Raw genomic sequence first — 17,990 nt, 5'->3', positions numbered from 1 at the left:
GCCGAAGCGGGAAGGGAAAGGAAAACTCAAGCCGTCAGGTGGCGGCCTTCGGCGCCTCGGCGGCGACCTTCGGCTTCGGCAGGTCCAGCTTCAGGTGCAGTTCGCGCAGGCGCGCCTGATCCACCGGGGCCGGGGCCTGCATCAGCAGGTCTTCCGCGCGCTGGTTCAGCGGGAAGGCGATGACCTCGCGGATGTTCGGCTCGTCGGCCAGCAGCATCACGATGCGGTCGATGCCCGGGGCCGAACCGCCGTGCGGCGGGGCGCCCAGCTTGAAGGCGCTGAGCATGCCGCCGAAGCGGGCTTCCAGCTCCTCCGGCGGGTAGCCGGCGATCTCGAACGCCTTGTACATCAGCTCCGGCAGATGGTTCCGGATGGCGCCCGACGACAGCTCCACGCCGTTGCAGACGATGTCGTACTGGTACGCCTTGATGTCCAGCGGGTTCATCGTGTTCAGCGCCTCCAGGCCGCCCTGCGGCATGGAGAAGGGGTTGTGGCTGAAGATGACCTTGTTGGTCTCCTCGTCCAGCTCGTACATCGGGAAGTCGACGATCCAGCAGAAGCGGAAGGCGTTCTTCTCGATCAGGTCCAGCTCCTCGCCGATCTTCGTGCGGGCGAAGCCGGCCAGCTTGGCCGCCGGGCCGGGCTGGTCGCAGACGAAGAAGACCGCATCGCCGTCCTCCACGCCCGCCGCCGTGCGCAGTTCCGCCTGGGCGGCCTCCGGCACGAACTTGGCGATCGGGCCCTTGCCGCCCGCCGCCTCGAAGATGATGTAGCCAAGGCCCGGAGCGCCGAGGCCGCGCGCCCAGTCGTTCAGCTTGTCGAAGAAGCTGCGCGGCTTGTCGGACACCTTCGGGGCGCGGATGGCGCGGACCACGCCGCCCTTCTCCAGCGTCTGCTTGAAGGCGCGGAACTCCACGTCGTCGCGCTTGAAGACGGCGGTGACGTCGGTGATTTCCAGCGGGTTGCGCAGGTCCGGCTTGTCGTTGCCGTACTTCAGCATCGACTCTGCGAAGGAGATGCGGCGGAAGGGCGGCTTGTCGATGGCCGGCGGCGTCTCGCGGCGGAAGCCGCCGAACTCGTCGAAGATGCCGTGCAGCACCGGCTCGATGGCGGCGAACACGTCCTCCTGGGTGACGAAGGACATCTCGAAGTCGAGCTGGTAGAACTCGCCCGGGCTGCGGTCGGCGCGGGCGTCCTCATCGCGGAAGCAGGGGGCGATCTGGAAGTAGCGGTCGAACCCGGCGACCATCAGCAGCTGCTTGAACTGCTGCGGCGCCTGGGGCAGCGCGTAGAACTTGCCCGGATGGTTGCGGCTGGGCACCAAATAGTCGCGGGCCCCCTCCGGCGAGGAGGCGGTCAGGATCGGCGTCTGGAACTCGGTGAAGCCCTGGTCGATCATGCGCCGGCGCGCCGACGCGATGACGCGCGAGCGCAGCAGGATGTTCTCGTGGATGCGCTCGCGGCGCAGGTCGAGGAAGCGGTAGCGCAGGCGCACGTCCTCGCCGGCGTCGGTGTCCTGGTTGACCTGCAGCGGGATCTGCTCCGCCTCGCCCTGCACCGACAGCTCGGCGATCTGCACCTCGATGCGGCCGGTCGGCAGGCGGTCGTTGATGGTCTCCGCCGTGCGCTTGACCACCTTGCCGGTCACGGTGATGACCGATTCCAGCTTCAGCCGCTCCGCCGCCTGGAAGGCCGGGTTGGAGGTGTCGACCACGCACTGCGTCAGGCCGTAATGGTCGCGCAGGTCGATGAACAGGAGCTGTCCATGGTCGCGCTTGCGGTTGATCCAGCCCGACAGGCGGACAATCTGACCGGCGTTCTCTTCGCGAAGCTGGCCGCAGGTGTGCGTGCGGTAGGGGTGCATGGGTCGAAACACCTTGGAAAAGGTCGGAATCCTGCGCGGAAAGGCGGCCCGACACACCACACCGACAGCGCGGGAATGTCAAGTCGCCATCCGCGTCCGCTGCACGCTGGGAGAGTTGCCGAAGGGCGAGCTTTCGCGCGGTCGCGCGCTCGTGTATGAAGCCCGCATGACACTCATCACGACCACCGAAGACCTTGACGCCTTCTGCCGCTCGCTGGCCGGGGTGGACTACATCACCGTCGACACCGAATTCCTGCGCGAGAAGACCTATTGGCCGCAGCTCTGCCTCGTGCAGGTCGGCGGGCCGAACGGCGCGGTCGCCATCGACCCGCTGGCCGAAGGCATCGACCTTGCGCCGCTGTTCCGCGTGATGGTGGACCCGGCCATCCTGAAGGTGTTCCACGCCGCCCGGCAGGACGTGGAGATCTTCTGGCACCTGTCCGGCCAGATCCCCCACCCGCTGTTCGACACGCAGGTCGCCGCCATGGTCTGCGGCTTCGGCGAGAGCGTGGGGTACGAGACGCTGGTCACCAAGCTGGCCGGGGCGCGCATCGACAAGTCCAGCCGCTTCACCGACTGGTCGCACCGCCCGCTGACCGAGCGGCAGCTGACCTACGCCCTGTCCGACGTGATCCACCTGCGCCCGGCCTATGAGAAGCTGAAGCGCCGCCTCGTCCGCTCCGGCCGCGCCCACTGGCTGGAGGAGGAGATGGCCGTCCTGACCGACCCGGCCACCTATCAGACGGACCCGGACAGCTCCTGGCTGCGGCTGAAGGTGCGGACCAACAAGCCGCGCTTCATGGCCGTGCTGAAGGAGCTGGCGGCGTGGCGGGAGCGCGAGGCGCAGCGCCGCGACCTGCCCCGCTCCCGCGTGCTGCGGGACGAGGCGCTGCTGGAGATCGCCGCCCACGCCCCGACCAGCGTGGACGACCTCGCCCGCACCCGCGGCATGGGCCGCGGCTTCGCGGAAGGGCGCCAGGGCGCCGAGGTGCTGGCCTGCGTCCAGAAGGGACTGGACCTGCCGGACTCCGAACTGCCGCGCGTCGAGCCGCGCGAGGAGCCGCCGCCCGGACTGCAACCGATCGTTGAGTTGCTGCGCGTGCTTCTGAAGATGAAGTGCGAAGAGAACAACGTGGCGTCCAAGCTGATCGCCTCCGCCGCCGATCTGGAGGCCATCGCCGCGGACGATGCGGCCGAGGTACCCGCGATGCAGGGCTGGCGCCGGGAGTTGTTCGGCGAAGACGCGCTGGCGCTGAAGCATGGCCGCATCGGGCTGGCGGTGCTCGACCGTCGCGTCCGCATCGTTCCAGCCGGCAATGGAGAGGGGTCGTAAGCGGCCCCATCCAGAATCATTCCAGAATGGCGCAAGAGTCGGCTTGGCCCGTTACAGGTTCAGTCAGCGTCGCGACGTTTAGCCAAAATTATGAAACAATTCATCGCAATTAACAGCGCTTTAAGGCATTGTTAAAAAAGGTCAGGGCTAATAAGTCACGGGCTCCGTATCCATGCCGTGTATCGGCCCGGTGTGGCTCGCGGATGGAATTCTCGCCTATAAGGTGCGCACACGCCCTATGCGCACACCCGGGGGATTTCGCGTATGAGCAGGTTCGGCGGCAAACCACCCATGGGACGCGACCGCGTCCGCCTCTCCACGACGGAGAAGCAGGCTGCCGTCGCCGCCGCGAAGGACCAGAAGCCCGAATTTGACAACGACAAACTGCTGAATCTGCTCCGCTCCGCGAAGTCCGAACTGCAGGGCATGCGGCTGATTCACATGCACCTGTCGCTGCTGCGGGACAAGGACCCGTCCAGCCAGATGATCGTCCGCACGATCATCCAGGAACTGGCGAGCAAGGCCTCCTACCTCCAGTCCTTCAACATCTCCAACGGCGACGTCATCATCCTCTACAAGGGGCTGAAGCTGACCGGCGTCACCGACGTCTGCCAGAAGGTGGAGCAGATCTTCCTGGCGAAGACGACCCTGACCGGGGCGAACCCCTACAAGGAATTCTCGCTCTACTCGATCATGGAACTGGCGTTGAACTTCATCAACGTCATCCGCTTCATCGAGGAATTGCAGGCCAACGAGACCGGCGATCATTCCAACGAGACGAAGCCGCCGATCACGCTGGAGGAGATGGCGAAGCTCGAACGCTCCATGCAGATGTTCGACCTGTCGCCCTTCCTGTTCAACCAAGCCATCGCCAACATCGGCCGCAACGCCGAAGAGGACATGGCCTATTTCGAACTCTACATCTCAATCAAGCTGCTTCAGGAACGGCTCTGCCCGGACTACGACATCACGGCCAACAAGTGGCTGTTCAACTATTTCACGGCCAACCTCGACCAGTCGGTGCTGCGGGCGCTGAACCACGGGCTCAGCTTCATGCGGGGCCGGCGCATCGGCATCAACATCAATCTGTCCACGGTCATTTCCACCGGCTTCGTGAAGTTCGACGAACGGCTTCCCCTCGATTTCCGCGGGCAGGTGGTGCTGGAAATCTCCAAGGGCGACCTGATCGAGAATCTGTCGCTGTTCAACGAGGTTGTGGAATTCGCCCAGGACCGCCGCTACCAGATCGCGGTGGACGGGCTGAACCCCTTCTGGGTGACGAACTTCGATCTGGAGTACCTGAACGCCGATTACGCGAAGATTTTCTGGTCCAACGACATGCTGGAGATGGACCCGACCTTCGAGAAGTACTTCATGGAGCGCATCCAGGAGCAGGACCGCTGCAAGTTCATCCTGGCGCGCTGCGACAGCGTGTCGAGCCTCGTCTACGCCCACAAGGTCGGCATCACGATGGTGCAGGGCCGCGCCGTGGACAACATCCTGCGCAAGGGCGTGAGCGTCCGCGAAGCCATCGCCCACGCCAAGGTGGCGTGAGGGTTCTTCCAGTTTGATCCCCTCTCCCGCCCCGGGAGAGGGGTAAAAAACCTCTACTCCGCCGCTTGCGGCCTAGCCGGCGGCACAATCTCGCCCTTGCGGTTCAGCGCCTTCGCCAGCGCGTCAAGGCGTCGCTGCACCGTCTCGCCGGCCGGTACGCTGAAGTCGTCCGGCAGGGACAGCACCAGCCGCTCCCCCGACACCTTCAGCGCCGTGCGCTGCAGCAGCGCGGTGGCCCCGCCGGTCAGCGTGTGGGCCAGCCGCAGCGCCAGCCCCAGAACCAGCGCCTTGCGCGCCTGGGCGTCGCTGAGGAGCGACCGTGGACCCGCGGTCACCGCGTTGGGCGTGCCCGGACCGTCGATGGAGCCGGCGTAGCGGGCGTAGACGGCCAGCGCCAGGAAGGCCCGCTCGTCATGGTCGATGCCGGGGAAGGGGTAGCGCAGGATGCGCAGACAGGCGTGCTCCGCCCGGTAATCGGGATGCTCGGCCCAGCCCACGTCGCTCAACAGGCAGGCGGCTTGCCGCAGCCGCAGGGCCGCGTCGTCCTCCCCGGCGAAGAGGTTGCCGGTCCAGGACACCAGAAGGGCCGGATCGCCGATGCGGACAAAGCGCTGCGCCCAATCCTCCACCGCGGCGATCAGCGGGTCCTGCCGCTGCGCCTCGGGATCGAGCAGCGCGTACAGGTGCCCTTCCCGCAACCCGAAGGCCGAGAACACCACGCTGGACGGCTGGACCATCCGCAGCAGCCGCTCGAACACCAGCGCCGCGTAGGGCAGCGTGTCGATGCGGCGGCGGGAGCCGGACATCTTCTCCAGCGAGGACCGGCTCTGCTTGGCGATCAACGCCGCGAAGTCCCGCGCCTCGGCGAAGGGCACCGTGTAGTGATGGATGATGTGCAGCGGGTGCTTCACATGCTCCATGTGCAGCTTGGCCAGGGCCCGCCAGCCGCCGCCCACCGGGTAGAAGGGCTTGCCGCGCATCTGGGCCAGCCAGTCCAGCTTCTCCAGATGCTGGTCGATGGCGCGAACCAGCCCGTTCGGCTTGGCGGGGTTCAGCTCCATCAGGCGCAACGGCCCCAGCGGCATCGTCAGATGCTCGCCGATCACGCCGCGTTCCAGCCGCACCAGCTCCAGGCTGCCGCCGCCGAGGTCGCCGACCAGCCCATCGGCGGCGGGGGTACCGGACAGCACGCCCATGGCGGACAGCCGCGCCTCCTCCTCGCCGCTGATGACGCTGACGTCGAGGCCGGTGCGGTCCTTCACCCGCTGGATGAAGGCCGGACCGTCCGTGGCGTCGCGCACCGCCGCCGTGGCGATGACGTCCAGCCGCCCGACGCGCATGCCCCCGACCAGCAGGGCGAAGCGTTCCAGGGCCTCCAGGCCCTGGATCACGCCGTCCGGGTTCAGGCAGCCGGTCTTCTCCACCCCGCGGCCGAGCCCGCACAGGACCTTTTCGTTGAAGACCGGCAGGGGCGACCGCTTCAGAGCGTCATAGACGACGAGCCGGATCGAGTTGGACCCGATGTCGATGACCGCGATCCGCTCGCCCCTGTCGGCGACCTTCTCGATGGCCTTGGTAGAGACCGTGTGTTCCTGCGCCGGCGTCATAAGCAACCGATGTCCTCAATCAGATGACCGTACGCAGCTTCAACCGCGGCGGCGTCTTTTTGCTGCTGAGCGCGCTGCCGCGGCCCGACAGGCTGGGGTTCGTCATGAAATAGTTATGGGCGCTGAACGCGTCCGGACCAGCCTCCACCCGATGATAAACGCCATCCGGGCCGAGTTTCCAGGTGTTCGCCTCGTCCTTCAGGTTGGCGACCATGATCTGGTCCAAAACCTGCTCGTGCACCGTCGGGTTCTCGATGGGCACCAGCGTCTCGATGCGGCGGTCCAGGTTGCGCGTCATCCAGTCGGCGGAGGAGATGAAGACCTTGGCCTGCGGGCTGGGCAGCGCTTGGCCGTTGGCGAAGCAGATCACGCGCCCGTGCTCCAGGAAGCGCCCGACGATGCTGCGCACCCGGATGTTCTCCGAGAGTCCCTTGACGCCGGGGCGCAGGCAGCAGATGCCGCGGATCACCATGTCGATCTGCACGCCCTTCTGCGACGCCTTGTAGAGCCGGTCGATGATCTCCGAATCGACCAGGGAGTTCAGCTTCACCCAGATGTGGGCGGGCTTGCCGGCGGCGGCGTTGGCGACCTCCGCGTCGATCAGCTGGCCCAGTTTCTGGCGCAGCGTGATCGGGGCGATGGCGATCTTCTCCAACAGCTTCGGCGTGGCGTAGCCGGTCATGTAGTTGAACATCACCGCCGCGTCGTGGCAGAGCGCCGGGTCGCAGGTGAAGAAGGACAGGTCGGTGTAGACCTTCGCCGTGATCGGGTGGTAGTTGCCCGTCCCGAAATGGACGTAGCTGCGCAGCGCCTTGTTCTCGCGCCGCACCACCAGCGACACCTTGGCGTGCGTCTTCAGATCGACGAAGCCGTAGACGACCTGGGCGCCGGCGCGCTCCAGGTCGCGCGCCCAGCGGATGTTGGCCTCCTCGTCGAAGCGGGCCTTCAGCTCGACCAAGGCGGTCACCGACTTGCCGGCCTCCGCCGCCTCGATCAGCGCGGCGACGATCGGACTGTCCTTGCTGGTGCGGTAGAGCGTCTGCTTGATGGCGACCACCTGCGGGTCGCGCGCCGCCTGCCGGATGAACTGCACCACCACGTCGAAGCTCTCGTAGGGGTGGTGGACGACGATGTCCTTGTCGCGGATGGCCGCGAAGCAGTCGCCGCCGAAGTCGCGGATGCGCTCCGGGAAGCGGGCGTTGAAGGGGCGGAAGACCAGATCGGGCCGCTCGTCGACGATCAGCTGGCGGGTGTCCGACAAGCCGATCAGCCCGTCCAGGACGAACACGTCGTCGTTCGACACGCGCAGCTCGTGGCGCAGGAACTCGCGCAGGTCGGCGGCCATGCCGGCGTCGGTGGCCAGCCGGATGACGCTGCCGCGGCGGCGGCGCTTCAGCGCGCTCTCGAAGGTGCGGACCAGATCCTCCGCCTCCTCCTCGATCTCCATCTCGCTGTCGCGCAGGACGCGGAAGACGCCGTGCGCCTTGACCTGGAACGGCGGGAAGAGGCGGTCGATGAACAGCATCACCAGCTTTTCCAGCTGGATGAAGCGGATTTCCGATCCCGGCAGGCGGATGAAGCGGTCGAGCTGCGCCGGCAGCGGGACCAGCGCGTCGAGATGCCGCCCCTTCACCGGCTCATGCAGTTGCAGCGCCAGCGAGAAGCCCAGGTTGGGCAGGAAGGGGAACGGGTGCGCCGGGTCCACGGCGATGGGGGTCAGTATCGGGAAGATGTCGTCGAGGAACTTGGCCTCCAGCCAGTCCTTCTCCCCCTCGGTCAGGTCCTCGGCGTCGACCACCATGATGCCGGCCTCGCGCAGATCCTGCTTCAGGCTGCGCCACATGGTCTGCTGCGCGTTCATCAGCTCGACGATGCGCTGGTTCACCGCGGTGAGCTGCTGGGCCGGGGTCAGGTTCTCGGCGCTGGGGGTCTTCACCCCCGCGGCCACCTGCCCTTTCAGGCCGGCGACGCGGACCATGTAGAATTCGTCGAGGTTGCTGGACGAAATCGACAGGAACCTCAGCCGCTCGAGCAGCGGGTGGTTCGGGTTGGACGCCTCATCCAGGACGCGCTGGTTGAAGGCCAGCCACGACAGTTCGCGGTTGATGAAGCGCTCCGGCGCGTCCGCTTCGATGCAGGTCGCTTCCAAGTCCTGAAGTTCGGTCACAGCAGCCTCGGGCTTTTGCGTGATGGGTGGTGCCGCTACAGTCCGGTCGGGCCGGACCGCCCGCCGCGGTCGGCGGGCCAAGCAACCTACCCCAACTACGTTACGGTTTTGAGTCAGACAGCATAATACTGCCGTCACGATAATACCGCTGCGAAAACAGTCGCACCCCCGGCGCATCCCGCCGGACCGCGATCCGGACAGGAAGGGACCGCCTCGATGAAGACCCTGTATCTCATGCGCCATGGCAAGTCCGCGTGGGACGATCCCTCCCTGGACGACCACGACCGCCCGCTGGCGCCGCGGGGCAGGAAGGCGGCCCGGCTGGTCGGGCACGAGCTGAAGGACCGGGGCGCGCGCATTGGGCTGGTGCTGTGCTCGACCGCCCGGCGCGCGGCGGACACCGCCGACCGTCTGCTGGAGGTGATGGACGCGCCGGACATCCCGGTGGAGCGCGAGCGCGGCCTCTACCTGTGCGGCGCCGGGGTGCTTCTGGAACGGCTGCGCGACGCGCCCGACTCCGCGTCATCGCTGATGCTGGTCGCCCACAACCCGGACCTCCACGACCTCGCCCGCGAGCTGACCGGCAGCGGCGACGAGCGGCACCGCGCGGCGCTGGCGGAGAAGTTTCCGACCGGTGCCTGCGCCGTCATTCTGTTCGAAGCGGCCCGCTGGGCCGACCTGGACAGCGGGGCGGGACGGCTGGCCGATTTCATCCTGCCGCGGAAACTCTCTTAACGCCCTTTTGCCAAATGGGGTATTTCAACCCTTAACAGAGCAGGCCCGGAACCGAGCAGGAGTCGCCCCCCGTGTCTTCCGCGCCCCAGAATGCCGCACCCACCGCGGTCTCCGCCGTGCGCGAGGTGGAGATGAAGCTCCATCTCGATCCGCGCGATCTGTCCCGCGTTGCCGACCTGCCCGCGCTGAAGGAGAAGGCGGAGGGCGCGCCGGCCGTCCGCGACCTGCGCACCGTCTATTATGACACGCCGGACCGGCGGCTGTTCCTGGGGGGCGTGGCCCTGCGGGTGCGGCAGGACGGCGACCGCTTCGTCCAGACGCTGAAGACCATCAACGCCGCCACCCCCGGCGATTCGGCCGCGGTGGCCATCCGCAAGAAATGGGACTGGACCATCCCCACGGCCGCCCCCGACATGACGCCCCTCGACGCCGAGGGCGTGGCCGCCCTGGTGCCGGAGAACGCGCGGGCGGCGCTGGTTCCGCAGTTCACGACGGAGTTCCGGCGCACCACCCTGCTCGTCCGCCCGGACGCCCGGACCTCCATCGAGGTGGCGGTGGACGACGGCCAGATCACCGCCGGCAACGCCTGCGCCCGGATCAGCGAGGTCGAGCTTGAGCTGAAGTCGGGCCGCATCGGCCGCCTGTTCGACATCGCGCTGACGCTCCAGCGCCGGGTGCCGGTGCGCATCGGGACGGAGAGCAAGGCGGAGATCGGCGACCGTCTCGTCACCGGGCGCCTGCCCGCTCCCGTCCTGCCGGAGCCGCTGGGCCTCACCCCGGTCACCACGGTGGCCGAGGCCTACCGCCACATCCTGCGGCACGGTCTGCGCCTGCTGCTCGCCAACGAAGCCTGCGCCCTGGCCGGCGGCGACGTCGAGGGGCTGCATCAGATGCGCGTCGCGCTGCGCCGCCTGCGCACCGCGATCCGCCTGTTTCGCCCCCTCGCCGGGGCGCCGGACGCCTGCCGAGCCGGGAACGACATCCGCTGGTTCTCCCGTCAACTTGGCCCGGCGCGCGATTGGGACGTGCTGCTGTCCCATGGGATCATGCCCTTCGCCGCGACGGAGAAAGCCCCCGCTGACGGAATCGCCGCGCTGACCGCTGCGGTTCGGGAAGCCCGTCGTGCACCCGCGCTGGCGGCGGTGGAAGCGATCCAGTCGCCGCGCTGCACTGGGCTGATCCTGGCCCTCGGCGCCTGGCTGGAGGACGGGGCGTGGCAGTCCGGCGCCGCGCCGGAGGTCCGCGCCCAGCTCGACCGCCCGATGGCCGAGCTGTCCGGCCCCTGGCTGGCCGCCCAGCACGCCAAGGCCCTGAGGGCCGGAGCATTGAAGGCGGGGCGCGACCTGGACGGTGCCGACGCCGCGGCGCGCGACCGGCTGCGCCGCCGCCTGCGCAAACTGCGCCACACGGCGGAGTTTTTCCGTGGCCTCTACGCCGAAACCGCAACGGTGCCCTTCATCGCCGCGCTGGACGCCCTGTTGGGCGCGCTGGACGCCGAGCACGACGCCGCGGTGGCCGGCGATCGTCTGCGCGGCCTGTCGGCGGAGCGGCCGGAGCAGCGGCCCGCTGCCGAAGGGACCACCCGCTGGCTCGCCAAGCAGGCCGACAAGCGCCGCAAGGCACTGCCGGGGTTGTGGAAGGCGTTCCGCGACAAGCCGGTGTTCTGGTGACGGTCTTGCCCCCACCCTAGCCCTCCCCCGCTTCGCACACGTGCGTGGGCAGCCCCGACGTTGGATAGCTACCAACTACACGGATATCGACACGCCCGCGACCGCGTTGCGCAGCCACAGGTGCGCGGGATCGCCGCCGCGCCGTTCATGCCAAACCTGAACGAAGGGAAATGACGGTATCGGAAACGGCGGCTCGAAGACGACGACGACCGGGTCATGCTCACAGAGCGCAAGGGCTTTCCGGGCCACGGTCAGAACGAGGTCTGTCCCTTGGATCAGCCGTGGCGCATTTCCCCAATGCGGCAGCGTGACAGCGATGCGGCGCGTGTGGCCGACGGCGCGCAAGGCCGCGTCGATCTCGGTGTTTGCTTCGTCCTTCAGCGCGACGAGCATGTGTGGCCGGGCAAGGTAGGCTCCAATATCCAGACGGTCATGGCTCGCCATCCTCTCCCGATCCGCAAGGCATGCAAAGTGCTCGACGAAAAGCTGCTCCGCTTCGATCCGCTCGGGAAGATCGGGAAACACGCCGACCGCCAGATCGCAGTCCCCGTCCAACACCTGCCGAAGCATCGTTTCTCGGCTCGATTGGGTTATCACCACGTCGATTCCCGGCGCTTCGAGGCGCAGCCTCTTCAGCAAACCGGGAAGGACGACTGCGGAGCCGTAATCCGACATCGCAAGGCGAAACGTCCGTTTTTCCTTGGCTGGGTCGAAGCCTCCCGGCCCTAGAACCTCCCGCACCTGCCGCAGGGCTTCGGTCAACACCGGAGCTATTTCAAGCGCCCTTGCGCTCAGCACGAACTGCCCGTCGCGGCGTATCAACAGGGGGTCATCGAACAGATGCCGCAGACGCCCGAGCGCGTGGCTGACCGCCGGCTGGCTCATGTTCAGCCGGGATGCCGTGCGCGACACATGCCGCTCGGCCAGCAGTGCATCGAGGACCACCAGCAGGTTGAGGTCGATGCCACGAAGGGTATTCATGTCGTGCATGAGCAAGATATTACATAAGAATTTCCATCCATGAAGTGAATGCGTCATCTGGTGACGCATGGAGGCTCAACCATGCAAACCAATGCGCTGTTTCTCATCCTGGCCGCGGTCATCACTGGTGCGGTTGTACCGTTTCAGGCCGGAGCCAACGCCGTCCTGGGACGGACGCTCGGTCATCCCCTGTGGGGGACGGTCGTATCCCTGTGCGTCAGCTTCGCCTGCATCCTGCCCGTTCTGGCGTTGGCGAAGGTGGAAGCGCCGACCCTCTCGACTCTGGCGCAAGCCCCCCGCTGGGTATGGATCGGCGGTGTTGTCGGCGTCGCCTACATTACCGGCGCGCTCATGCTTGCGCCGAAACTTGGCGCCGCCGGCTTCATCATGGCGGCCATCGCCGGGCAAATGCTGGCGTCGATCATCATCGACCACTGGGGTCTTGTCGGCCTGCCTCGAAAGCCCGTCGCCCTGTCGCGTCTTGCCGGTCTTGGCCTGATTTTTCTCGGGCTGATCGTGATGCAGTTGCCGGGACTCGGTGTGAAGCCGCCCGCCGGTTCATGACGGCACGACGCTCTCGCCAACATTTCAAGAAAGATCACCCATGAAACTGCTTCATATCGACTCCAGCATTCTCGGTGAGCAATCCGTAAGCCGCATGCTGTCCAGAGCCACCGTCCAACGATTGAAGGAACACAATCCCGCGATCGACATCATCCATCGTGATCTGGTCGCTGTTCCCGTTCCACATCTGACCGGCGATCATCTGGCGGCGTCCCCGGCCGTGATGGACGAGATCGCGTTTGGTGAAAATCTTTTGGACGAGTTCATCAATGCCGATGTCATCGTCATCGGCGTCGCGCTCTACAACCTGACCATTTCCAGCCAGCTCAAGGCGTGGATCGACCGGATCGTCATAGCGGGGAAGACGTTCCGCTACACAGAGAACGGCTCGGAAGGATTGGCGCAGGACAAGCGGGTGATCCTTGCCGTGGCGCGGGGCGGTCAGTATCGACAGGTCATGTCCCTGGCGTCGTCCGAACACGCCGAAGCCTACCTTCGGTCGATGTTCGCGTTCATCGGCGTGACGAGGCTCGATGTGATCGTCGCGGAAGGTCTCGCCATCAGCGATGCGCACAGGGAAAGCGGCATGCAGGCCGCGTTCGAGGCCCTATCGGCCCTCGATCCGTGTTGCGATTTCTAACGGGCGCTTTGCCGGGGCCTGTCCGACGGCCCTGGGATGGCAGTCGGACAGAACCCATCGGAATCCTCGACCTGTCGCCTACAGCGTCCCCGCGTAGGCACCCCCGTCCAGCAGGACGTTCTGCCCGGTCATGAAGCCGGCGTGAGCCGAGCAGAGGAAGGCGCAGGCCGCACCGAACTCCGCCGGGTCGCCGAACCGGCCCGACGGGTTGTCGGCACGGCGAAGGTCCATCTCCTCGTCCAGGCTGCGGTTGTTGGCCTTGGCCCCGCCCTCCATGGTGGTGCGCAGGCGGTCGGTCTCGAAGGGGCCCGGCAACAGGTTGTTGATCGTCACGTTGTGACGCACGGTCTGGCGCGACAGCCCGGCGACGAAGCCGGTCAGCCCCGCCCGCGCCCCGTTGGACAGGCCGAGGATCGGAATCGGCGCCTTCACCGCCGCCGAGGTGACGTTGACGATCCGCCCGAAGCGGCGGCCGATCATGCCGTCCACCGTCGCCTTGATGAGGAAGATCGGGGCCAGCATGTTGGCCTCGACGGCGCGGACCCAGTCATCGCGTTCCCAGTTGCGGAAATCGCCCGGCGGCGGGCCGCCCGCGTTGTTGACAAGGATGTCCGGCTCCGGACAGGCGGCCAGCGCGGCGGCGCGCCCCTCCTCCGTAGCGATATCGCCGACGGCGGTGGTCACGGTGGCGCCGGTCTCCTTGCGGATCTCCTCGGCGGCAGCCTCCAGCAGGTCGCGGCCGCGGGCGGTGATGGTGACCGCCACCCCCTCGCGCGCCAGCGCCAGGGCGCAGGCCTTACCCAGTCCCTTGCTGGCTGCGCACACGATGGCGCGGCGTCCGGCGATTCCCAGATCCATCCTCGTCTCCTCCCTTCCCGGCCTCCAGACCGGCCAGCACCTCGCGGGCCAGCGGCACGGTCAGAGGACGGTGCGCGGCCAGCGAGGCGCGGTCAAGCGCCGCGACCACCCGCCCCGCCGCCTCCAGCGACCGTTCCATCCGGGTCAGCAGGTAGGTGATGAGGTCCATGCCCGGCCGCAACTGCCGGTCGGCGAACAGCTTGACCAGCACGGCGGCGAGCAGGGCGTCGTCCGGCGCCTCCACCCCCACCGCGGGAGCCGCCTTAATGCGGGAGCGCAGGTCGGCCAGCTTCATCCGCCAGCGCGACGGCGGGCGGCGCGACAGCAGGAGCAGATGCCCGCCCGAGTCGCGGGCGAGGTTGTAGAGATGGAACAGCGCCTCCTCCCGCGCCGGGGCGCCGGCCACCCGGTCCGCGTCCTCCACCACCACGGCGTTGGCGCGGGCCAGCAGGGCGTGCGGGTCGATCTGGTCGAGCGCCTCGCCCAGGGCGATGGGAGCGTGGCTGCGCGCCCGCCAGACATGGCCCAGATGCGTCTTGCCGCAACCGTCCGGCCCGTACAGCGTCAGGGCCGGCGCCGGCCAGGACGGCCAGCGGTCGAGCCACGCCACCGCCTCGCCGTTGCTGGGCGCCACGAGGAAATCCTCGCAGCCCATGGCGGCGCGGTGTCCGAGGTCGAGCGGTATCTGGGCCGCCAGTGTCATGAAGAGGGGGTACCACGGTAGTAGGGGCTCTCAAGATAGCGCCCCAACGCGAAGCGTGTCAGCACTCCGATCACCGCCGCCACCGGAACCGCCAGCAGGACGCCGACGAAGCCGAACAGCGACCCGCCGGCCAGCAGGGCGAAGATCACCCAGACCGCATGCAGCCCGACCTTGTCGCCCACCAGCTTCGGAGTCAGGACGTTGCCCTCCACCGCCTGCCCGAACAGAAAGATCGCAATGACGATGGCGACTCGCCATGGGTCGTCGAACTGCAGCAGGGCCAGCCCGGTGCTCGACACGAATCCAAAGAGCGAGCCGACATAGGGGATGAAGGACAAAAGCCCCGCCATCAGCCCGATCACCAGCCCGAAGTCCAGCCCCGCCAGCGACAGCGCCACCGCGTAGAACACGCCCAGTACGAGGCAGACCAGCGCCTGCCCGCGGACGAATCCAGCCAGCGTCTCGTCGACCTCGCGCGCCTGCTCCCGAATCGTCGCGGCGTGGTGCAGGGGCAGCCAGCCGTTCACCTTGGCGACCAGGATGTCCCAGTCGCGCATCAGGTAGAAGGCGACGATGGGCGTGATGAACATCACCGACAACACGTCGAACAGCGCCAGCCCGCTGGACAGGATGTGCTTCAGCACCTTGCCGACCCAGCCGACGACGTCCCCGGCGTAGTTGCCGGCAGCACCACGCAGCCGCTCGACATCCTCCGGCGACAGGCGGTGGATCAGCCGGTCGAGCATCGGCAGCAGCCGGTCTCGCGCGGCGTTGGCGTAGTTGGGAAGCACCTCGATCAGGTGGGACACCTGCGACTGCACCAGCGGCAGCAGCAGCAGGACCATCAGCACCAGAACCAGGACGAAGGACAGCAGCACCAGAGTCGTCGCCAGCCAGCGCGGCAGGCGCCAGCGCTCCACCCGGTCGACCACCGGATCGAGCAGATAGGCGACCGCCAACCCCACCACGAAGGGCAGCAGCATGCCCGACAGAAGCCACAGAACCAGGACGAACAGGCCAAGGCCGATCAGCCAGAAGCGGATCTGCTTGCCCGCCGTCACGGCACCCCTCCGTGCCGGCTGAACAGAAGGCCGCCGCGGTAGACGTAGGCCAGCCCCGACAGCACCGTGGTTCCGGCGCAGACCCAGATCAGCAGGGGCACCAGCTCCCGCCCGAACAGGTGGAAGTCGGGCAGCCCCAGCCCCGCCGGGGCCAGCACCGCCGCCGCCAGCGCAAGCTGCACCGCCGTGTTGATCTTGCTGACATAGAGCGGCTGCATCGCCAGCGACTCCTTCAGCGTGTAGAGCAGCATCACCCCGCCGACGATCATCAGGTCGCGGAACACGACCAGGATGACCAGCCACAGCGGCAGCACGCCGATGTGGCCCAGCGAGACGTAGACGCTGACCAGCAGCGCCTTGTCGGCGATCGGGTCGAGATAGGCGCCGAGCACCGTGCGGGCGCGGAACATGCGGGCCACGGCGCCGTCCACGGCGTCGGACACCCCCGCCCCGACGAACAGCCAGAAGGCGACCCCCAGCTCCCCGGCCAGGATGAAGTAGACGGCGACCGGCACCACCAGGATGCGGCCGAAGGTGATGATGTTCGGGATGCTCACCGTTGTGCCTTCTGCCGTTGTCCCTTGCGCCGACGCCCCGTCAAGGGCCGGTTCCGGCCCGTCTGTAACGCCGTCACGCCCTCGACCGTCACGCCCTCAGCTGTCACTGGCGCGCCGTGCCAGCCGGCAGCGTGCCCAGAATGCGCGGCGGCGCCCCCGGTGCCGACTGCGGTGCGCCGACCGGAGCCGGCGCCACGCCGGGATAGGCCGACGGCGCGGCGGTGGCCGGCGAGAAGGCGGACGGAGTCACCGGGACGGATGCCGGAGACGCCGCGGCGGGCTGCGCCAGGGACGACGCCCCGGCGCCCTTCGCCAACACCTGGAGCTGCCATTCCGGCGTGGGCGCGACCGGCGGAAGCGGCTGGCCCGGAACAGGAGCCGGCATCGGTGCTGCGACCGCCCCGGTGCGGGCGAGGCCGAGGTCGCGGCGGGCCAGCGCCTGGCGCAGCCGCTCCACGTCGCCGCGGTGGGTCAGCGCGACCAGCGCCTCGTAACGGCTGATCGACAGCACGTCGGTGCGGGTGACGGCGTTGACCATGCCCAGCCGCTTGCGCGTCTCCACCCAGTCGTTGAGGCTGGCCAGCGGCACTCGCACCAGCGTCGACTGCTCCGGCCCGCTCGCCACGGTGTTGTCGCGGCGGTAGGATTCGTCGATGGCGGCCGACACGAAGGTCGTCGCGCGGGTCAGGAAGTCGCCGGCCCGGTCGGCCATGTCGGCCTTTACGTTGACCGTCTGCTGGTCTCGCGCGCCGTCGGGGGTGTAGTGGGTCACCTCGACCGCGAGCGGACGGCCGAGATCCAGACCGCCCGCCGGCAGGTCGGTCTTGGCGACGACCACGCCGCCGGCGTTGTAGCGCTGGGCAATGCGGGCCAGCGCCTCGGGATCGCCGGACAGCGCCTCGTTCACGCCGATGGCGGAGATGTCGGCCAACTCGCCGTCCGGAACGACGAGGGGCACCAGCGAGGCGCCGGCCGAACGGCCCTCCCAGGCCTCGCGCCAGTCGGTGCGGTCCTCCCACAGGACGGGGCGCCCGTCCACGACGGTGACCGGCAGGATCACGTAGGGCCGGGCCGGCGGCTCGACATACTGCTGGCCACCGCCGGCCAGCGTCTCGCGCACCGGGTTGGGGCGGAAGCGCACGGTGATGCTGCCCACATAGCGCGTGGCCGACACCTTCTCGTCGTCGATCTCGAAGCCCTGGACCAGCCGGGCGAGTTCGATGTCCGACACCCGCGGCACGCTGCTGGCGGTGGGGACGAGGCGCTTGTACAGCTCCGCCCAGGCCTTCACCTGCGCGTCGCGGATCGCCTGATCGCGGGCGGCGTTGGCGTTGGCGGCGCTGACGTCCACCTTCACGCCCAACACGGTGAAGGGGTCCGCCGCCGGAACCGCTGCGGGCGCCGTTCCGGGACTTGCCCCCGGAACGGCCATGGGCGCCGCCACCGCGGGTGGAGCGGCGCCGGTCACCTGCGCGTCCACGGGGCCGGCCGGAACGGCCAGGGCCACGGTGATGGCGGCGAAGCCCGCAAACAGCGGCGCATGGCGGCGGTGGAGCATTGCAAAGCCTTCCGATTCGAGTATGTTCGGCCCGTTCCCTTATGACCCGGCCCAAAATGACCCGGTTCAGGTGGCCCAGGTATATAGCTCAGCCCAAGCGAGGATACCATCAGCACCCAGTCTAATAACACGTCCGAC

15 protein-coding genes are annotated in these 17,990 nt (G+C 67.9%); 6 read left to right on the top strand and 9 right to left on the bottom strand.

Annotated features, from left to right (window positions below):
• Positions 1–34: 34 nt before the first annotated feature.
• Complete coding sequence (gene aspS / locus ACWPN7_RS03225) at positions 35–1,864, bottom strand: aspartate--tRNA ligase (protein WP_014197455.1); 1,830 nt, start codon at positions 1,862–1,864, stop codon at positions 35–37.
• A gap of 166 nt (positions 1,865–2,030) precedes the next feature.
• Between aspS and rnd the strand changes: the two genes are divergently transcribed.
• Together rnd and ACWPN7_RS03215 are read left to right on the top strand one after the other, a co-directional pair.
• Positions 2,031–3,197, top strand: coding sequence for a ribonuclease D (gene rnd, locus ACWPN7_RS03220; RefSeq protein WP_103039606.1), 1,167 nt, complete (start codon positions 2,031–2,033; stop codon positions 3,195–3,197).
• A 264-nt stretch (positions 3,198–3,461) separates the two neighbouring features.
• Positions 3,462–4,751 carry a hypothetical protein gene (locus tag ACWPN7_RS03215; protein ID WP_040134396.1) on the top strand — a complete coding sequence of 430 codons (1,290 nt, stop codon included), beginning with the start codon at positions 3,462–3,464 and terminating at the stop codon, positions 4,749–4,751.
• Between the two features lie 53 nt (positions 4,752–4,804).
• On the opposite strand, the gene ACWPN7_RS03210 is transcribed toward ACWPN7_RS03215, so the two are convergent.
• Positions 4,805–6,358, bottom strand: coding sequence for a Ppx/GppA phosphatase family protein (locus ACWPN7_RS03210; RefSeq protein WP_459196657.1), 1,554 nt, complete (start codon positions 6,356–6,358; stop codon positions 4,805–4,807).
• Positions 6,359–6,377: 19 nt separating this feature from the next.
• Positions 6,378–8,525, bottom strand: a complete 2,148-nt coding sequence (locus ACWPN7_RS03205; RefSeq protein WP_040134397.1) for an RNA degradosome polyphosphate kinase — start codon at positions 8,523–8,525, stop codon at positions 6,378–6,380.
• Positions 8,526–8,741: 216 nt separating this feature from the next.
• Between ACWPN7_RS03205 and ACWPN7_RS03200 the strand changes: the two genes are divergently transcribed.
• Complete coding sequence (locus tag ACWPN7_RS03200; protein WP_040134398.1) at positions 8,742–9,260, top strand: SixA phosphatase family protein; 519 nt, start codon at positions 8,742–8,744, stop codon at positions 9,258–9,260.
• 71 nt (positions 9,261–9,331) lie between these two features.
• Positions 9,332–10,930, top strand: coding sequence for a CYTH and CHAD domain-containing protein (locus tag ACWPN7_RS03195; protein ID WP_459196656.1), 1,599 nt, complete (start codon positions 9,332–9,334; stop codon positions 10,928–10,930).
• A gap of 75 nt (positions 10,931–11,005) precedes the next feature.
• Here ACWPN7_RS03195 and ACWPN7_RS03190 read toward each other — a convergent pair whose 3' ends face one another.
• Complete coding sequence (locus ACWPN7_RS03190) at positions 11,006–11,920, bottom strand: LysR substrate-binding domain-containing protein (protein ID WP_459196655.1); 915 nt, start codon at positions 11,918–11,920, stop codon at positions 11,006–11,008.
• A gap of 72 nt (positions 11,921–11,992) precedes the next feature.
• Here ACWPN7_RS03190 and ACWPN7_RS03185 point away from each other — a divergent pair, with 72 nt between their 5' ends.
• The gene (locus tag ACWPN7_RS03185; RefSeq protein WP_040134400.1) at positions 11,993–12,475 is read left to right on the top strand and encodes a DMT family transporter; all 483 of its coding nucleotides are present in this window, start codon (positions 11,993–11,995) and stop codon (positions 12,473–12,475) included.
• A gap of 40 nt (positions 12,476–12,515) precedes the next feature.
• Entirely contained in the window at positions 12,516–13,115 is a 600-nt protein-coding gene (locus tag ACWPN7_RS03180) for an FMN-dependent NADH-azoreductase (protein ID WP_459196654.1), read from the top strand.
• Between the two features lie 78 nt (positions 13,116–13,193).
• Here the strand turns inward: ACWPN7_RS03180 and ACWPN7_RS03175 are convergent, their stop codons facing one another.
• The 5 genes from ACWPN7_RS03175 to ACWPN7_RS03155 form a co-directional block, all read right to left on the bottom strand.
• Positions 13,194–13,973, bottom strand: coding sequence for an SDR family oxidoreductase (locus ACWPN7_RS03175; protein ID WP_040134402.1), 780 nt, complete (start codon positions 13,971–13,973; stop codon positions 13,194–13,196).
• Positions 13,912–14,676 carry an HdaA/DnaA family protein gene (locus ACWPN7_RS03170; protein ID WP_051658264.1) on the bottom strand — a complete coding sequence of 255 codons (765 nt, stop codon included), beginning with the start codon at positions 14,674–14,676 and terminating at the stop codon, positions 13,912–13,914. Before ACWPN7_RS03170 ends, ACWPN7_RS03175 begins: the two co-directional genes overlap by 62 nt.
• Entirely contained in the window at positions 14,673–15,737 is a 1,065-nt protein-coding gene (locus tag ACWPN7_RS03165; protein ID WP_040134403.1) for an AI-2E family transporter, read from the bottom strand. Before ACWPN7_RS03165 ends, ACWPN7_RS03170 begins: the two co-directional genes overlap by 4 nt.
• Entirely contained in the window at positions 15,734–16,294 is a 561-nt protein-coding gene (locus tag ACWPN7_RS03160) for a CDP-alcohol phosphatidyltransferase family protein (RefSeq protein WP_040134404.1), read from the bottom strand. Before ACWPN7_RS03160 ends, ACWPN7_RS03165 begins: the two co-directional genes overlap by 4 nt.
• A gap of 103 nt (positions 16,295–16,397) precedes the next feature.
• The gene (locus ACWPN7_RS03155) at positions 16,398–17,852 is read right to left on the bottom strand and encodes a DUF2066 domain-containing protein (protein WP_459196653.1); all 1,455 of its coding nucleotides are present in this window, start codon (positions 17,850–17,852) and stop codon (positions 16,398–16,400) included.
• Positions 17,853–17,990 lie beyond the last annotated feature (138 nt).

This window comes from Azospirillum sp. UENF 312511, assembly GCF_058780635.1.
Note: the sequence above shows the minus strand (reverse complement) of the source record. Positions and strands in the feature narration are given on the sequence as shown.